Source organism: Mesonia ostreae, assembly GCF_031845265.1.
Classification (GTDB): Bacteria; Bacteroidota; Bacteroidia; order Flavobacteriales; family Flavobacteriaceae; genus Mesonia; species Mesonia ostreae.
The window spans coordinates 355,411-371,354 of sequence record NZ_JAVRBG010000001.1; the positions used below are offsets into that span (position 1 = coordinate 355,411).

Here is a 15,944-nt window from a genome sequence, read left to right on the forward strand (position 1 = left end):
TTGGAGCACGAAGATAAGTATTATTGCGTAAAAAACCCGAAGCTATTTTAAAATAACTTCGGGGAATACTTATGCTTGATTTTTATTCCAAGCAAAAAGAACAATCGATTAATCTACATTATCGTGCAGAAATGAATTGTTACTTCGGAAACTCACCTCATCATTGCTATCTTTACTAATACTAGTTCTCGACAATTTATCCTGACTAGGATTAGAATTATCTAAATCTAAGCCTGCTCTTTTGTAAGCCGGCTGCTTTTCAATCTCATCTATACTGTTTTGATTGTTTCTAAACTTATAGTTGAAACTTTTCATTCTAGCACGTCTTTCTTCCGCTCTAGCGATAAGATCTTCAGAAATAGGATTGTTAAAAGGATCTTCATCTGACGTTTCTGGAGTTAATTTCTCCTCTACAGACGGAGTGGTCTTCTTCACGGTTTCCTCTTCTCTTCTTGCTTCTAGCTTTTGTGGAGCAGGAGAAGCTTTTGGAGCGCTAGGTCTTGCCTCGTTCAAGGTATTTTCTACCTCCATATAATCCTCTAAGCTGTAACGCTTTTCTCCGTTTGCAGATGTGCTTCCAGATACCTCTATCTCATCATGCACCTCCATTTCTTTCGTTTCTTCTTCTTCTTCTGAAAGATCGTAGACAATTTTCTCTGGTTTTTCTTCAGCTTTAGGCTCTTCTTTAGGAGTTTCTTTTACTTCTTCTGTTTCATTTAAAGGAAAATCGAAGGTAAACATCGCTTGAGATTCCTCTCCTTCTGAAGTAACTTCTGTAACACCGTTTACATCCATATCCTTAATTTCTTCGGAAGAATCTATAATTACGAAGTCATCTTCGTTATAAGTTACTTCCTCGTAAGAAACGTTCAAGTTTTTTATCAACTCAGAGGTAGGAATCAAATTCATTTTTCCCATTTCCGCAGAAGGCGCATCTTTCCTAGGTTCTGTCTTTTTTGGCTCTTCTTCCAACACATGAACTACTTTTTCTGGCGCTGGTGCAGGAGTTTTTTCTACTGGAGCGCTAAAATTAGAAGAAGTAGTATTCTTTTTTGTGGTTAAATCACGCTCTGCTTTTTGCTCATCTTCTAGCGTATGAATGATTTTTTTAGTTTCTGTATTTACGATTACATTTTGTTGCTCTACATTAAAACCTGTAGCAATTATAGTAACTGATATAGATTCTTCTAAGCTCTCGTCATCTCCAACTCCCATTATGATATTGGCGCTATGACCAGCTTCTGCTTGAATATGATCATTAATTTCCCCTATCTCATCTATCGTAATCTCCTCAGATCCAGAAACGATAAGCAACAATACATTTTGAGCACCACTAATTTTATTATCGTTTAGCAAAGGAGAGTCTAAAGCTTTCGCAATTGCTTCTTTCGCTCTATTACTTCCAGAAGCTACAGAAGACCCCATAATCGCTGTACCACTATTACTCAATACCGTTTTTGCATCTCGCAAGTCAATATTTTGCGTATAGTGATGCGTAATTACTTCAGCAATACCTCTAGATGCCGTTGCTAATACTTCATCTGCCTTAGAGAAACCAGCTTTAAACCCTAAATTTCCGTAGACATCGCGCAGCTTATTATTGTTAATAACGATTAATGAATCTACATTCTTTCTAAGTCGCTCTACTCCTAATTGAGCTTGATCATTTCTAGTATTACCTTCAAACTGAAACGGTATCGTTACAATCCCCACCGTTAAGATTCCCATATCTTTAGCTTGTTTGGCAATGATTGGAGCTGCACCCGTACCGGTTCCTCCGCCCATTCCAGCAGTAATGAATACCATTTTAGTATTGGTATCGAGCATGTTTTTTAAATCGTCAAAACTCTCTAAAGCAGCTTGCTCCCCAATCTCTGGGTTGGCTCCCGCACCTAATCCTTCGGTTAGATTTACTCCTAACTGAATTTTTATAGGAACACTTGTGTTTTCCAGAGCTTGCGCATCTGTGTTACAAACTACAAAGTCTACTCCCTTAATTCCTTGTTGGAACATATGGTTAATGGCATTGGAGCCTCCGCCCCCTACACCTATGACTTTAATTACGTTGGATTGATTTTTGGGTAAATCAAATGAAATATCGAATTCTGTGCTGCTCATAATTCTATTGTTTTCGGTATTAATTTTCTTTTAAGCTATTTTTTTATTCTGCGTTGTCCAAAAAATCCTTGAAATTGTCAAACCATTTTTCAAAAATGTTTTTTCTAGGACCTCTCGGCTCTCTTCGTTCTTCTTTTTGCGGAGAAGTCTCGTGATTTTTTTCTAATGCTTCTCCTTCTTCCGTTTCTGCTTCTTTCTCTTCAAAAATCGATGGTTGTGGCTGTTGTGCTTCTAGCATCTCTTGCTCTTTCTTCTCTTCCTCCTTCTTTCTTCTTTTGTCTATGCTATTAAGCACTAAACCAACTGCGGTAGCGTACATAGGAATTGTAGTTTCTTCATCAGAATCTCCTGCCAAATGTTCATTGGGATAGCCAATACGAGTATCCATTCCCGTAATATACTCCACCAACTGCTTTAAATGCTTTAGTTGAGCTCCACCTCCCGTAATTACAATCCCTCCAATAAGCTTTTTCTTTTGCTCTTCGTGACCGTAATTTTTTATCTCTAAATACACCTGCTCTACAATCTCTACCACTCGAAAATGAATAATTTTAGAGAGATTCTTCAGCGTAATTTCTTTAGGCTCTCTTCCTCTTAACCCTGGAATAGAAACAATCTCATTGTCTTTATTTTCTCCTGGCCAAGCTGAGCCAAATTTCACTTTTAATAATTCAGCTTGCTTTTCTATAATAGAGCAGCCTTCTTTAATGTCTTCTGTAATCACATTGCCTCCAAAAGGAATCACTGCGGTATGTCTTATAATACCATCTTTAAAAATGGCCAAATCTGTGGTTCCGCCTCCTATATCAATAAGTGCGACTCCGGCTTCTTTCTCTTCCTGACTCAATACTGCATTGGCAGACGCCAAAGGCTCTAAGGTTACTCCAGAAAGCTCTAAACCAGAACTTTTTACACATCTTCCTATATTTCTAATCGAAGATATTTGCCCTACCACCACATGAAAATTAGCTTCTAGTCTACCGCCATACATTCCTATGGGTTCGGTAATTTCGGCTTGACCGTCTACTTTATACTCTTGCGGTAATACGTGAATGATTTCCTCTCCCGGAAGCATCACCAGCTTATGTACTTGATTGCACAAAATGTCTATATCGCGCTCACTAATTACCTCCTCTGGGTTTGCTCTAGTAATGTAATCACTATGCTGTAAGCTTCTAATATGTTGCCCCGCAATGCCAACTACAACCTCTTCAATTTTCTCTCCTGCATCTACCTCTGCTTCTTGTACTGCCTGCTGTATAGATTGTATGGTTTGGGTGATATTATTCACCACGCCCCTATGCACGCCCAAGCTCTTAGATTTACCTATTCCCAAAATTTCTACCTTTCCGTATTCATTTTGACGGCCAATCATTGCCACTATTTTAGTGGTTCCTATGTCTAATCCTACTGCAATGTCTTTTTCTTCCATAGTAAAACTCCTATCCTTTTTTTGTACAAACCACTTGGTTTTCAAATTTTAAATTCACCCATTTATAGGTTCCCAATTGATTATCTAGCAATGCTTTTTTATAAAAGGCTTTTAAATTTTTTATTTTATTTTCAATTGAATTTGCTTCTCCAAATAAGATTTCAAAATCGTACAATCTCATTTCTAACACATATTCTCCTTTTTGATTTCTCTTGATTAAGGTAATATGCTCCTTTAAAAATTCATCTTTGTCTATTTTCATTACCAGCGGATACACCTCTGGGATATGTTCTTCCTCTATACTTTTAATAAATGGCACTCTGGCCGAATAATTTGTGGATAATGGCATATGTTTACCATTCACATCAATATAATACGACTCATTTCCATACACCCGAGCAATTGGTCTTCTTTGTGAAATTACCGCCTCAAGTCGCCCGTTTACAGTAAGATACACCTCAGCATCTTCAATCATTTCATCGGTATCCAATCGGTTTTCTATGACCTTCAAATCTAGAGTTTCTTTTGCCAAGTTTTGAACCGAATCATGTTTTTGTATTAACAACTTATTAACTGCTGTTTCAGTGATATACAAGTTTTCATCATTTGTAAAATGCACTTCAATACGCTCTAAATTTCTTCTCTTATTTCTAGCCGAAGAAAAGCTGTATAAAAACACTACTAGCACCAATAATGCGAAAGCTTTTATGTAATTCCAATTAACTTTCATGGTTTAACGCAATTTTAATTTTATTTGCCTCGTCTCCTATGTTTCCTGCACCTAGCAGCAAAATCACTTCCGCAGAAACTTCTTGAATTTTCTTGAATATTGAGTCTTTAGTTATCAGACTTTTTTGATCATTTTCAATTTTTTCTAACAGCATTTTTGAGTCTACCCCTATAATGGGTTGTTCTCTTGCGGGATAAATATCCAATAAAGCAACGGCATCAAAAACGGATAAACTGACGCCAAATTCGTTAGCAAAATCTTGAGTTCTGCTATATAAATGCGGCTGAAAAACAGCCAACACTTTTTTATTGGGATGCATCTCTCGCACTGCTTGATAAACCGCATCAATTTCACTAGGGTGATGCGCATAATCTTCAATAAGCACTCTATCCTCGTTTCTTAAGTGGTAGGTAAATCTTCTTCTTACTCCTTTAAAACTGGATAATGTTTTTGACGCTTTCGCGGAATTAACTCCAAATTTAATCGCCATTGCCAATGCCATTGCCGCATTCATTAGGTTGTGTTTCCCCGGAAGGCTAAACTCGATTCCCTCTATCGTTTCCGTTGGCGTTTTAAAGTCGAAAATATAAACCCCGTTATCTATAGAAATATGTTGAATTTGATAATCTGAATCTTCCTCAAAGCCTAAAGAATTCCCTTGAAGTGACAAAGCTTCAGCATAGAAAAAGTCTTCTTGATTCGGAACTTTTGCAATAAAAGCTCTAAACGAGTTTTCTAGCTCTTCTTTATTTCCATAAATATCCAAATGATCTGCATCCATCGAGGTGATGGCGGCTATATTTGGCGAAAGTTGCAAGAATGAACGATCAAACTCGTCGGCTTCTACTACAGCGGCTTCATTCCCGTCGTTGATAAAGTTGGTTTGATAGTTCTCACTTATTCCGCCAAGGAAAGCCGTAAGCTTTACTCCGCACTGTTTCAAAATATGTGCTAAGATGGCAGTTGTCGTGGTTTTCCCGTGGGTACCAGCAACCGCTAAGGTTGGAATATCTTTTGTAATCAGCCCTAAGATCTCTGCTCTTTTCAGCATAGAAAATTGGTGTTTTACAATATACTGATACACTAGATTTTCCTTTGAAACAGCGGGAGTATATATGATTAAAGTCTTGTCTTTGTCTTCTAAATTGGTTAAAATCTGGGGTATTTCTTCCTCAAAAGAAATCTCCATCCCTTCAGCTTGTAACTCTTTGGTAAGCTGGGTAGGAGTTTTATCATAACCGCTCACCTGCTTACCATTGGCGTGAAAATAGCGCGCAATAGCACTCATGCCAATGCCGCCAATGCCGAGAAAGTAAATAGTCGATATGTTGCTTAAACTCTTCAAATTATGATTTTAGTATGTTTTCTACCGAATCCACAATGTCTTTAGTAGCATTGGGTTTGGCTAGTTTTTTAATATTTTCAGCAAGCTGCTTTTGCCTCTTTTCATTTTGCAATAAGCCTGCAAAGGTATTCTTAAAGCGCTCGTTTAGTTCGCTTTCTTTTAGATAAATTGCGGCCTCATTTTGAGCGATGGACTTAGCATTTTTAGTCTGGTGATCTTCAGCCACATTGGGCGAAGGAATGAAAATAACCGGTTTCCCCACCACACATAATTCACTTACAGAGCCTGCTCCTGCACGTGAGATTATTAAATCCGCGGCAGCGTAAGCCAAATCCATTTCATTCAAAAACTCATGCACCTGTACATGTTCATTCGCTGCGTACGCTTTAAACTTTTCAAAATAGAGTTTGCCTGTTTGCCAAATGAGCTGCACGTTTTGCTCTTTAAAAAAAACAAGCTGCTCTTCTATAAGTTCATTTACTCTTTTGGCACCCAAACTTCCTCCAAGAATAAGAACTGTTTGCTTACTTTCATCTAACGCAAAATGCTTCAGCGCTTTTTCTCTTTTATCGGTTATTTCCAACAAATCTTGTCGTACTGGATTCCCCGTAAATACAATTTTTTCCGCAGGAAAATAGTTCTTCATCCCTTCATAAGCTACACAAATCTTCTTAGCATCTTTTGCCAACCATTTATTGGTAATTCCTGCATAAGAATTTTGTTCTTGAATAAGCACCGGAATTTTCCTTTGACTCGCCGCTTTCAATAAAGGTCCACTCGCAAAACCTCCTGTTCCAATCACCACATCTGGCTTAAATTGCTTTAAAATTTGATGAGATGTATATAAACTTGAAATCAGCTTTAGCGGAAAAATTAAATTATCCAACGTAAGCTTACGCTGAATACCGCTAATCCAAAGTCCTTTAATGGAATAGCCTGCCGCAGGTACTTTTTGCATTTCCATACGATCTTTAGCGCCTACAAAAAGAATCTCGGCTTTGGGATTTCTGCGTTTAAGTTCATCAGCAATCGCAATCGCAGGATAAATATGTCCGCCTGTTCCTCCACCAGATAATATGACTCTTAATACACTCATATCGCTTCGCTTAAAACTTCTAAAGGATTATCTAAACGCTCTCGCTCCTCATCTTCTAAATCTTCTTCTTGTAGTTTTATTTCTTCTCTTTTGGCGCTCACACTTAAGACAATTCCCAAAGCTACACAAGTCATCCAAATAGAAGATCCTCCGCTACTAATTAAGGGTAAAGTTTGTCCCGTTACCGGAAATAATTCTACTGCTACCGCCATATTAATCAACGCCTGAAAAATAATTGGTAAGCCCACACCAATCACCAATAATTTTCCGAAGACGGTATTGGATTTTGTAGCAATAATGACCAATCTAAATAGAATCAACAAATAGGCAGACATCACTCCAAAAGCGCCTACTAAGCCCATTTCTTCTACAATAATGGCATAAATAAAATCTGAAGAGGACTGCGGTAAAAAATTTCTTTGCACACTTTTTCCTATTCCTGTACCCACTACTCCGCCTCGAGCGATGGCAATTTTTGCTCTTTCTATTTGGTAGTCTTCTTTGGTATCTTCCCCATTAGAGAAGTTTTCTACTCTGTTCATCCACGTATCTACTCGGTTAGGAAAAACGCCGGGAAAGGCTTTCGCCGAAAGGATAAAAATAGTGAGCACCATCACCGCCGAAAGCAAGATAATTCCTAAGTATTTTATAGGATAGCCTCCTAGAAATACCAAAGTAAACACCATCGTAAATATAATGGCCGCTGTAGAAAAGTTCGCTGGAAGAATGAAACCTACAATCAAACCTACAGGAATCCACAAGGGTAAAATGGATTCTTTAAAAGTGACTTTTCTATCTTTTATTTTAGATAAATACCTTGCCACATAAATGAGCAATATTACTGCTGCTGCGGTAGAGGTTTGAAAAGTTTTATTGATGATGGGAATATTTATCCACCTACTTGCATTAGCGCCTGCCATCGTATTTCCTTGTGCCAAGGTATATACCAGCAGAAGCAGAATAATTGGCATTAAAATAAGTGACAAGCCTTTAAAGTAATGGTAGGGAATTTTATGAATTCCATAAATTAACCCAAAGCCTAATAATAAATAAGCGAAGTGGTATAATAGGTAACTAAACGTACTTCCATCCCCATACAAATAAGCCAGATTACTACTAGAGCTATACACGGGAAGAAATGAAAATATAGCCAAAAGCGCTGCTATAGCCCAAATGACTTTATCTCCTTTTAAATAAAAGAATATATTCTTAGATGATATGTCTGTCTTTCTTGCCAACTTTTATAACTGTCTTACAAAATCTTTAAATTGCCTTCCTCTGTCTTCATAATTCTTGAACAAATCAAAACTTGCGCAAGCAGGAGAAAGTAAAACCGTATTTCCTTTATCGGCGAGATGATAAGCCATTTGTACAGCTTCTTGCATCGACTTGGTTTCTACAATTGTTTCTACGCAATTACTAAACGAGTTGATAATTTTTGTGTTGTCTACACCCAAACAAATAATCGCTTTCACTTTTTCATTGACTAACGGAAGTAATTCTTCGTACACGTTTCCTTTATCTACACCGCCTACAATCCAAATGGTTTCTGGCTGTACGCTATCTAAAGCATAATAGGTGGCGTTGATGTTCGTCGCTTTAGAATCATTGATGTATTGTACGTGATTAATTTTTAATACGCGTTCTAAACGATGTTCCACCCCCTGAAAACTCTCTAAGCTTTCTCGTATGGTTTGTTTTCTAATTTTTAATAGTTGTGCAACCGTAGAAGCTGCCATCGCATTTTTGGTATTGTGTTCTCCTTTTAGCGCTAATTGATCTTTGTGCATTATAAATTCTTTGTTTTCTAATTTTATATAAATTTTATCGTCTTTTAAATAAGCTCCTTCTCCTTCGTGTTCCTTTAAACTCATAGGAAGCTGTATGGAACTTATTTTATTTTTTTTGAGCCAATTGCAAATCGTTTCATTATCGGCGTCATAAATAAAGTAATCTTTGTTGGTCTGATTTTTTACAATCCTAAATTTTGAAGCCACATACTCTTCAAAATTGTTGTGGTAGCGGTCCAAATGATCTGGAGTGATATTGGTTAATACCGCGATATGCGGATTAAATGTCTCTATCCCATCCAACTGAAAGCTACTCAGCTCCAACACATAATAATCTGGATTTTTTTCGGCTACATTTTTAGCAAAACTGTCTCCAATATTACCAGCCATTAAAGCGTCTAAACCTCCGTTTTTCAACACGTGGTAAATCCAAGAGGTTACTGTAGTTTTTCCATTGCTTCCGGTAATTCCTATTAAACTAGCATTGGTATATTTACTTGCAAACTCAATTTCAGAAATCACTTTAATTCCTTTTTTCTTCAGCTTTAATATTAAAGGAACATCGTCTGGAATCCCCGGACTTTTCATCACCAAATCTGCAGTTAAAATCTTTTCTGCGGAATGTTGATCTTCTTCAAATTCAATTTGTTCCTGAATTAAAATCTGCTTGTATTTTAATTCTATCGTTCCGCGATCAGACACAAACACATCGTAACCTTCCTTTTTCCCTAGAATAGCTGCTCCTAGTCCGCTTTCTCCAGCACCCAATATGACTAACCGCTCTTTCATTATCTTAGTTTTAAAGTGATGATGGTTAGAATCGCCAACATAATTCCTATAATCCAAAAACGAACTACAATTTTACTCTCGTGGTGTCCTTTCTTTTGATAATGATGATGCAGAGGAGACATCAAAAAAATACGTTTCCCTATACCGGTTTTTTTCTTGGTATATTTAAACCATCCTACTTGCATCACTACCGATAAATTTTCCATAAAGAAAATTCCGCAGAGCAAAGGAATCAGCAATTCTTTTCTAGTGGCAATCGCCAATACAGCGATAATTCCTCCAATGGTTAAACTTCCTGTATCTCCCATAAAAACCTGAGCTGGATAGGTATTGTACCATAAAAACCCCACTAATGCTCCCGCAAAAGCAGTGATAAAAATGGTCATCTCTCCTGAGTTAGGAATATTCATCACATTCAAATAATCTGAGAAAATAATGTTCCCCGAAACCCAAGCAAATAAACCTAAAGTCAAGACAATAATAGCGGAGGAGCCCGCAGCAAGACCGTCAATTCCATCGGTTAGGTTGGCGCCATTAGAAACCGCTGTCACAATAAAAATCACTATCGGAATAAAAATAATCCAAGCGTATTTTGCATAGGCTGGATTAATCCAAGAAATTAACTGTGCATAATCAAACTCATTTCCTTTTACAAAGGGAATGGTTGTTTTGGTAGATTTCTCTTCTTTACTTTGACTTATGTCTTTTTCTATAAATTGCTCTTGTGCCTGCGGATCTGCTTTTACATGCTGTTTTATGGTAATATCTGGATGAATATACATGGTGGCACCCACAATAATTCCCAAGCCTACTTGCCCAATCACTTTAAATTTTCCCTGAAGTCCTTCTTTGTTCTTTTTAAACGTTTTGATGTAATCATCTACAAATCCTATAGCTCCCATCCATATTGTGGTCACTATTAATAAAATGATATAAATATTATCTAACTTGGCAAAAAGTACAACAGGAATAAGGGTTGAAAAAATAATAATTAAACCTCCCATCGTAGGCGTTCCTGCTTTTTCTTGCTGCCCTTCTAAGCCTAATTCTCTTACGCTCTCACCTACTTGCTTTTTAAGTAGATAGTTGATAATTTGTTTTCCAAAAATAGTAGAGATAGACAAAGACAATATAATAGCCATACTCGCTCTAAAGGAGATATACTGAAACAGCTGCGCCCCTGGCACATCATAATTTCTTTCTAAAAATTCAAATAGGTAGTATAGCATCTTACTTTTTGTTGTTGTCTCTTATTTATTGAACTGTTCCAACATTTCTTGTACAATTTTTATATCGTCAAAATCTGATCGTACTCCATTTATCTCTTGATAGGTTTCGTGTCCCTTCCCAGCAATCAAAATAATATCTTTAGCTTTCGCCATCGCACAAGCCGATTTTATCGCTTGCTTTCTATTGGTTACTGAAATAACTTTACTCCAATTGTGCGCTTCTACTCCTGCTTCTACATCTTCAATAATTTTATCTGGATCTTCAGTACGCGGATTGTCGCTCGTAAAGATCACTTTGGTGCTTAAATCACTTGCCACTTTCCCCATTATAGGACGCTTTGTAGCATCTCGATCTCCGCCACAACCTACCACAGTAATCAATTCTTCGTTCTTGGTACGAATTGCATTGATGGTTTCTAACACATTTTGAAGCGCATCTGGGGTATGTGCATAATCTACAATGGCCGTAATATTTTCCTTAGCGGAAATGAGGTATTGAAACCTTCCGCTAACCGCTTTCAACTGACTTATATATTTTAAATTTTCTAGTTCTTTTAAGCCTAACAAATCCGCGGCAGCGTAAATAGCGCCTAGGTTGTACGCATTAAAATTGCCGATGAGTGTAGACCAAACTTCATTGGTATTGATTTTTAATAACAATCCGCTTAATTCATTTTCCAAAATCTGAACCTTATAATCTGCATTGGTTTTTAGAGCATAGGTTTTCTTTGTGGCTTTGGTGTTTTGCAACATAAAAGCTCCGTTTTTATCATCGATATTTGTAATGGCAAAAGCTGATTTTGGCAATTCATCGAAGAATTTTTTCTTCACATCACGGTACTCCTTAAAGCTTTTGTGGTAATCTAAATGGTCATGAGAAAGATTGGTAAAAATCCCTCCTTGAAACTCTAAACCGGCAGTTCTATATTGTGCGATCCCGTGCGAGCTTACTTCCATAAAGCAAAACTCCACTCCAGCATCGTTCATTTTCTGTAAATATTTATTGATGGTCAACGAGTCTGGCGTCGTTAAACGCGTAGGGAATTCTTCTTCTCCCACTACAATTTTAATCGTAGATATTAATCCCACTTTATAACCCGCTAAGGTGAAAAGTTGGTGCAATAAAGAGGAGATGGTTGTTTTTCCGTTGGTTCCTGTTACGCCAACCAATTTTAATTTACTAGATGGCTGGTCGTAAAAATTACTAGCTATGTTCGCCAACGCTTCTTTGGTGTTTTTTACCAAGACATATGTAATTCCACTAATTTGCTTTACAGGAAGTTTTTCGCACACAATAGCAATAGCTCCGCCATTTTCCGCTTTAGCGATGAACTCGTGCCCGTCATTAGCCTCTCCACGAATGGCCACAAAAACATCGTTTAAAGAGATTTTTCTAGAATCAAAATCTATGTTGCGTATCGCTACATTGGTATCCCCAATCACAGATTCTATCGCTACTTTATATAATATGTCTTTTAGTAAAATCAAGTTGTTGTTAGGTAAATAGTTTGATTAGACGTTATTTTTTTTCCGCTTATTACGGACTGGTTTCTTACTTTTCCTACTCCTTTTAGCACTACTTTTAATCCCAGGTTCTCTAAAAGAGAAACGGCATCCATCGCTGGCAAACCTTCTACATTTGGCATAATGCTTTTATATTTTTGTGCCGTAGTGTAAAACTGTTCGTAGTCTTCTTTTACATTCTTATAATCTACCTCTACTCCTTCATATTCATTGGTGGTAGGAGTATCTGTATAAATTTCTTGCGCAATTTCTTTAAAAACTGGTGCTGCCACGATATTTCCGTAATAACCTATATTACGGTTAGGTTTTGTCACCACCACGATGCAAGAATATTTAGGATCATCTGCCGGAAAGTAGCCCGCAAAAGAAGCTACATATTCAGAAGAACCATCTCCTTTTCCATAACCAGTGAGACAAGTTCCTGTTTTACCAGCCATCGAAAATTCTTCGGTATAAATATTTGTTGCAGTTCCTTTTAAAACCGTATTCTTCATCATTTCCCTTACTTTAGAAGCGGTTTCTTTAGAACAAATAGAGTTGTTGATTTTTCCTTCTTCGTAATGCTCCACAATCTTATCTCTATTTCTTATCTCTTTAATTAAGCGAGGCTTAATCATCACTCCGTTATTGGCAATGGCATTATAAAAAGCTAAAGTTTGAAGCGGCGTAATGGTAACTCCGTAGCCAAAAGACATCCAAGGAAGCGTTGTCCCGTACCAATTTGCATCATCTGGATGCGGAATGTGAGGCTGACCTTCGCCTTGTATTTCTAATCCTATTTTTTGGTTAAGTCCCATATAATTAAGACGATTCACCAAAGCTTCTGGATTATTTTTATATCCTTCGTTTATGAATTTTGAAAACACCGTATTCGAAGAAACTTCAAAAGCTCTTCCTGCCGAAATTTCTCCATATCCGCCATAGCGAGAATCTTTTACCACACGATCGTAGTATTTTATTCTTCCGTTTTCAGAGTCAAAAACATCGCTGGTATCTAAAACCTTATCTTCTAAAGCAGCCACCATCGTCATCAGTTTGAATGTAGATCCAGGCTCCTGAGATTCGTAAATCGCGTAATTTCTTTTTTCGTAATAGGTGCCTTTAGAGGTTCTTCCTAAATTAGCCATGGCTTTAATTTCGCCGGTTTTGGTTTCCATCACTACCACCGTTCCATGGTCTGCTTCATAATTTTCTAATTGCCTTAGTAGAGCATGGTGCGCAATATCTTGAATGGTAATATCTATGGTAGAAACCACGTCTAAGCCATCTTGAGGCTCTAACTCATTAGCATCTCCAATTGGTTTCCATTGGCCTTTAGCTATTTTCTGCTTTAATCTTCTTCCGTTTTTTCCTTTGAGATAATCATCGTACGCACCTTCCAATCCAGCTCTGCCTCTGCCTACCGTACGTTCTCCAATTTTACCTAAAGGCAATTCTCTTACCGTGCGTTGCTCTGAGATAAAACCTCCTTTAAAAGCTCCTAAATTAAACATGGGAAACTCTCTCATTTTCACATATTGCGTATAACTAACGTTTCGTGCCACTAAATAATATCTGTTTTTATGAGCGCGAGCACGTCTTAAATTCTGTGCATAATGCGCAGCAGATTTACCAAACATTTTAGACAAGTTTTCAGATAATGGCTTTACATTCTCTTCAAAATCTGTGTGAGAAACAGTTACGGCATCAAATCTAATGTCATATTCTGGTACTGAAGTTGCTAACAAGCTTCCATTAGCATCATATAAATTGCCTCTGTTTGCTGGGATTACAAAGCTTTTATACACTCGGTGCTCTGAAAGCTCTCTGTATTTTTCTCCATCAACCACCTGAATATTGATCAACTTAAAGCCAATCGCAAACGCAAAAAGCAACATCCCGGCTGCTACCAGGTATATTCTTCTTAAGATGCCTTTCTCTGTTGTCATTACAGATTAATTTTTATTTTTTGTGGTGGCGTATTCGACGGTGCAATTCCCGTTCCTTGCACTCTTTTCTCTATAGCCGATTTCATTTTGAGCTGCATCAGGTTTTTTTTCGCCTCGATAGACTCACTTCTCAATTCGCGTACTTCATTATTCATTTTTGCGATGATATGTACCTTTCTTTCTGCACTGTGAGAGCAAGCAATCATCACAATGGCCAATAATGTACAGAACAGGATAAAACGCCAGTTTTTCATAGCGTCGTCGTTTATTAAAAACTTACCTTTTAATACATTATAAAACCCTTCTTTCATCTTGCTTATAGCTTTACACCAACTCTTAATCGTGCACTTCTTGCTCTATTATTTATTTTAATTTCTTCTGAACTTGGCTTAATCAGGCCGCCAACTTTTTTAAACGGAACTGAAATATTTCCGTAGAAATCTTTTTCGGCCTCGCCTTTAAAAAGTCCATTTCTTATATATCTCTTTACCAAACGATCTTCTAAAGAGTGGTAAGAAATCAAACTGATTCTTCCCCCTTTCTCTAGCAATTGGTCTGTTTGTTTTAAAAACTCTTTTAATACTTCAATCTCTTGGTTCACCTCTATTCTAATCGCTTGGTAGATTTGCGCCAAAATTTTAAATTCTTTTCCTTTAAATAAATGTGGCATCAACAATTCTTTTAACTCATCGCCCGTTTTTATTGGTTCCTCCACGCGAGCACTTACAATTACTCTAGCCAATTTTGGAGCGTTTTTTAATTCTCCATATTCATAAAACATCTTCTTAAGCGCTTCTTCATCATATTCATTAATCACCTCATAAGCACTCAACAAACCTTCTTGATCCATTCGCATATCTAAGTCGGCATCATAACGGGTAGAAAAACCTCTTTCAGCCACATCAAATTGATGCGAGGAAACACCAAAATCGCCTAAAATACCGTCTACTTTTTTATAACCTTCAAAGCGTAAAAACTTTTTGATGAACCTGAAGTTTTCAGGAATTAATGTGAAACGCTCATCATCAATCGTATTTTCTTGAGCATCTTGATCTTGATCAAAAGCCAACAAGATTCCATTGGGTCCTAGGCGTTTTAAAATTTCGCGTGAGTGTCCTCCGCCACCAAAAGTGACATCTACATAAACTCCGTCTGGTTTAATAGCTAAACCATCTACGGTTTCATGTAGCAGTACCGGATTATGATATTCCAAATTCCCCATTTTTATCTCCCATTACTTCTTCCGCTAAAGCTCCAAAATCGTCTGCAGCGTCATCAATAGCGTGTTCATATTTATCCTTATCCCATACTTCTATAAAATCTCCTACGGAAGAAAGCACTAATTCTTTTTTAAGTTGCGCAAAGTTAAACAAGTCTTTTGGCACCAAAAGTCTTCCATTGGCATCTACCTCTATCATCTTTACTCCTGCGGTGAACCTTCTTATAAAATCATTGTTTTTTTTATTGAATCTATTCAATGAATTTACTTTTGTCATCAGCTCATTCCACTGCTTCATAGGATACAATTCCAAACAAGGTTGAAACACTGCCCTTTTCAAAACAAAGCCCTCTTCCAATATAGGAAGCAACTGTTTTTTAAGCGCAGAAGGTAGCATTAGCCTACCTTTGGCATCAATTTTACACTCATATGTTCCTATTAGATTGATCACGCTTCTCTTATTCTATGTCAAATATATTGATTTTTTTACCACTTTTTACCACTTTTTACCACATTGTTAATAAGTTTTGGGTTCAGTAATCTATTAATTATGAGAAACTAAAGGTACAATCGAGGCTGATAAAAGATTTTTAAAGTGGGAGAGGTTTGGACCTACGACACATATCTTCCTGAAATAGAGAGCAGAATAAAACCACGAAGCCAATTTAAGTTCAGGTTTTCTTAAAAATACTTATACTTGTAGAATAATACCTATATTTGCTCTAGCTAACCGGAAGAAAACTG

The 15,944-nt window shown here is 37.2% G+C and carries 13 protein-coding genes; all 13 read right to left on the reverse strand.

All coding sequences use genetic code 11. From position 1 onward, the window contains the following. Positions 1–108: 108 nt before the first annotated feature. Genes ftsZ through mraZ form a run of 13 tightly spaced genes read right to left on the reverse strand, consistent with a single transcriptional unit; the run spans position 109 to position 15,651 of the window. Positions 109–2,118, reverse strand: coding sequence for a cell division protein FtsZ (gene ftsZ, locus RLT85_RS01770; RefSeq protein ID WP_311400322.1), 2,010 nt, complete (start codon positions 2,116–2,118; stop codon positions 109–111). A gap of 43 nt (positions 2,119–2,161) precedes the next feature. Further along, entirely contained in the window at positions 2,162–3,550 is a 1,389-nt protein-coding gene (gene ftsA / locus RLT85_RS01775) for a cell division protein FtsA (protein ID WP_311400387.1), read from the reverse strand. A gap of 10 nt (positions 3,551–3,560) precedes the next feature. Next, positions 3,561–4,280 (reverse strand): cell division protein FtsQ/DivIB, encoded by a 720-nt coding sequence (locus tag RLT85_RS01780; protein ID WP_311400323.1) that lies wholly within the window; start codon positions 4,278–4,280, stop codon positions 3,561–3,563. Further along, the gene (murC, locus tag RLT85_RS01785) at positions 4,270–5,625 is read right to left on the reverse strand and encodes a UDP-N-acetylmuramate--L-alanine ligase (protein WP_311400324.1); all 1,356 of its coding nucleotides are present in this window, start codon (positions 5,623–5,625) and stop codon (positions 4,270–4,272) included. Before murC ends, RLT85_RS01780 begins: the two co-directional genes overlap by 11 nt. Position 5,626: 1 nt before the next feature. After that, complete coding sequence (murG, locus tag RLT85_RS01790) at positions 5,627–6,721, reverse strand: undecaprenyldiphospho-muramoylpentapeptide beta-N-acetylglucosaminyltransferase (protein WP_311400325.1); 1,095 nt, start codon at positions 6,719–6,721, stop codon at positions 5,627–5,629. Next, complete coding sequence (locus RLT85_RS01795) at positions 6,718–7,959, reverse strand: FtsW/RodA/SpoVE family cell cycle protein (protein ID WP_311400326.1); 1,242 nt, start codon at positions 7,957–7,959, stop codon at positions 6,718–6,720. The genes murG and RLT85_RS01795 overlap by 4 nt, the downstream gene beginning before the upstream one ends. A 3-nt stretch (positions 7,960–7,962) precedes the next feature. Next, complete coding sequence (murD, locus tag RLT85_RS01800; RefSeq protein ID WP_311400327.1) at positions 7,963–9,300, reverse strand: UDP-N-acetylmuramoyl-L-alanine--D-glutamate ligase; 1,338 nt, start codon at positions 9,298–9,300, stop codon at positions 7,963–7,965. Beyond that, a complete protein-coding gene (gene mraY, locus RLT85_RS01805; protein WP_311400328.1) occupies positions 9,300–10,529 on the reverse strand; it encodes a phospho-N-acetylmuramoyl-pentapeptide-transferase in 1,230 nt (409 codons plus the stop codon). The genes murD and mraY overlap by 1 nt, the downstream gene beginning before the upstream one ends. A gap of 21 nt (positions 10,530–10,550) precedes the next feature. Beyond that, a complete protein-coding gene (locus tag RLT85_RS01810) occupies positions 10,551–12,017 on the reverse strand; it encodes a UDP-N-acetylmuramoyl-L-alanyl-D-glutamate--2,6-diaminopimelate ligase (protein WP_311400329.1) in 1,467 nt (488 codons plus the stop codon). After that, positions 12,014–13,981 (reverse strand): PASTA domain-containing penicillin-binding protein, encoded by a 1,968-nt coding sequence (locus RLT85_RS01815; protein ID WP_311400330.1) that lies wholly within the window; start codon positions 13,979–13,981, stop codon positions 12,014–12,016. Before RLT85_RS01815 ends, RLT85_RS01810 begins: the two co-directional genes overlap by 4 nt. Next, positions 13,981–14,292, reverse strand: a complete 312-nt coding sequence (locus RLT85_RS01820; RefSeq protein WP_311400331.1) for an FtsL-like putative cell division protein — start codon at positions 14,290–14,292, stop codon at positions 13,981–13,983. Before RLT85_RS01820 ends, RLT85_RS01815 begins: the two co-directional genes overlap by 1 nt. A 5-nt stretch (positions 14,293–14,297) precedes the next feature. Continuing rightward, a complete protein-coding gene (gene rsmH / locus RLT85_RS01825; protein ID WP_311400332.1) occupies positions 14,298–15,203 on the reverse strand; it encodes a 16S rRNA (cytosine(1402)-N(4))-methyltransferase RsmH in 906 nt (301 codons plus the stop codon). Beyond that, a complete protein-coding gene (gene mraZ / locus RLT85_RS01830) occupies positions 15,181–15,651 on the reverse strand; it encodes a division/cell wall cluster transcriptional repressor MraZ (protein ID WP_311400333.1) in 471 nt (156 codons plus the stop codon). Before mraZ ends, rsmH begins: the two co-directional genes overlap by 23 nt. Between the last annotated feature and the right edge of the window lie 293 nt (positions 15,652–15,944).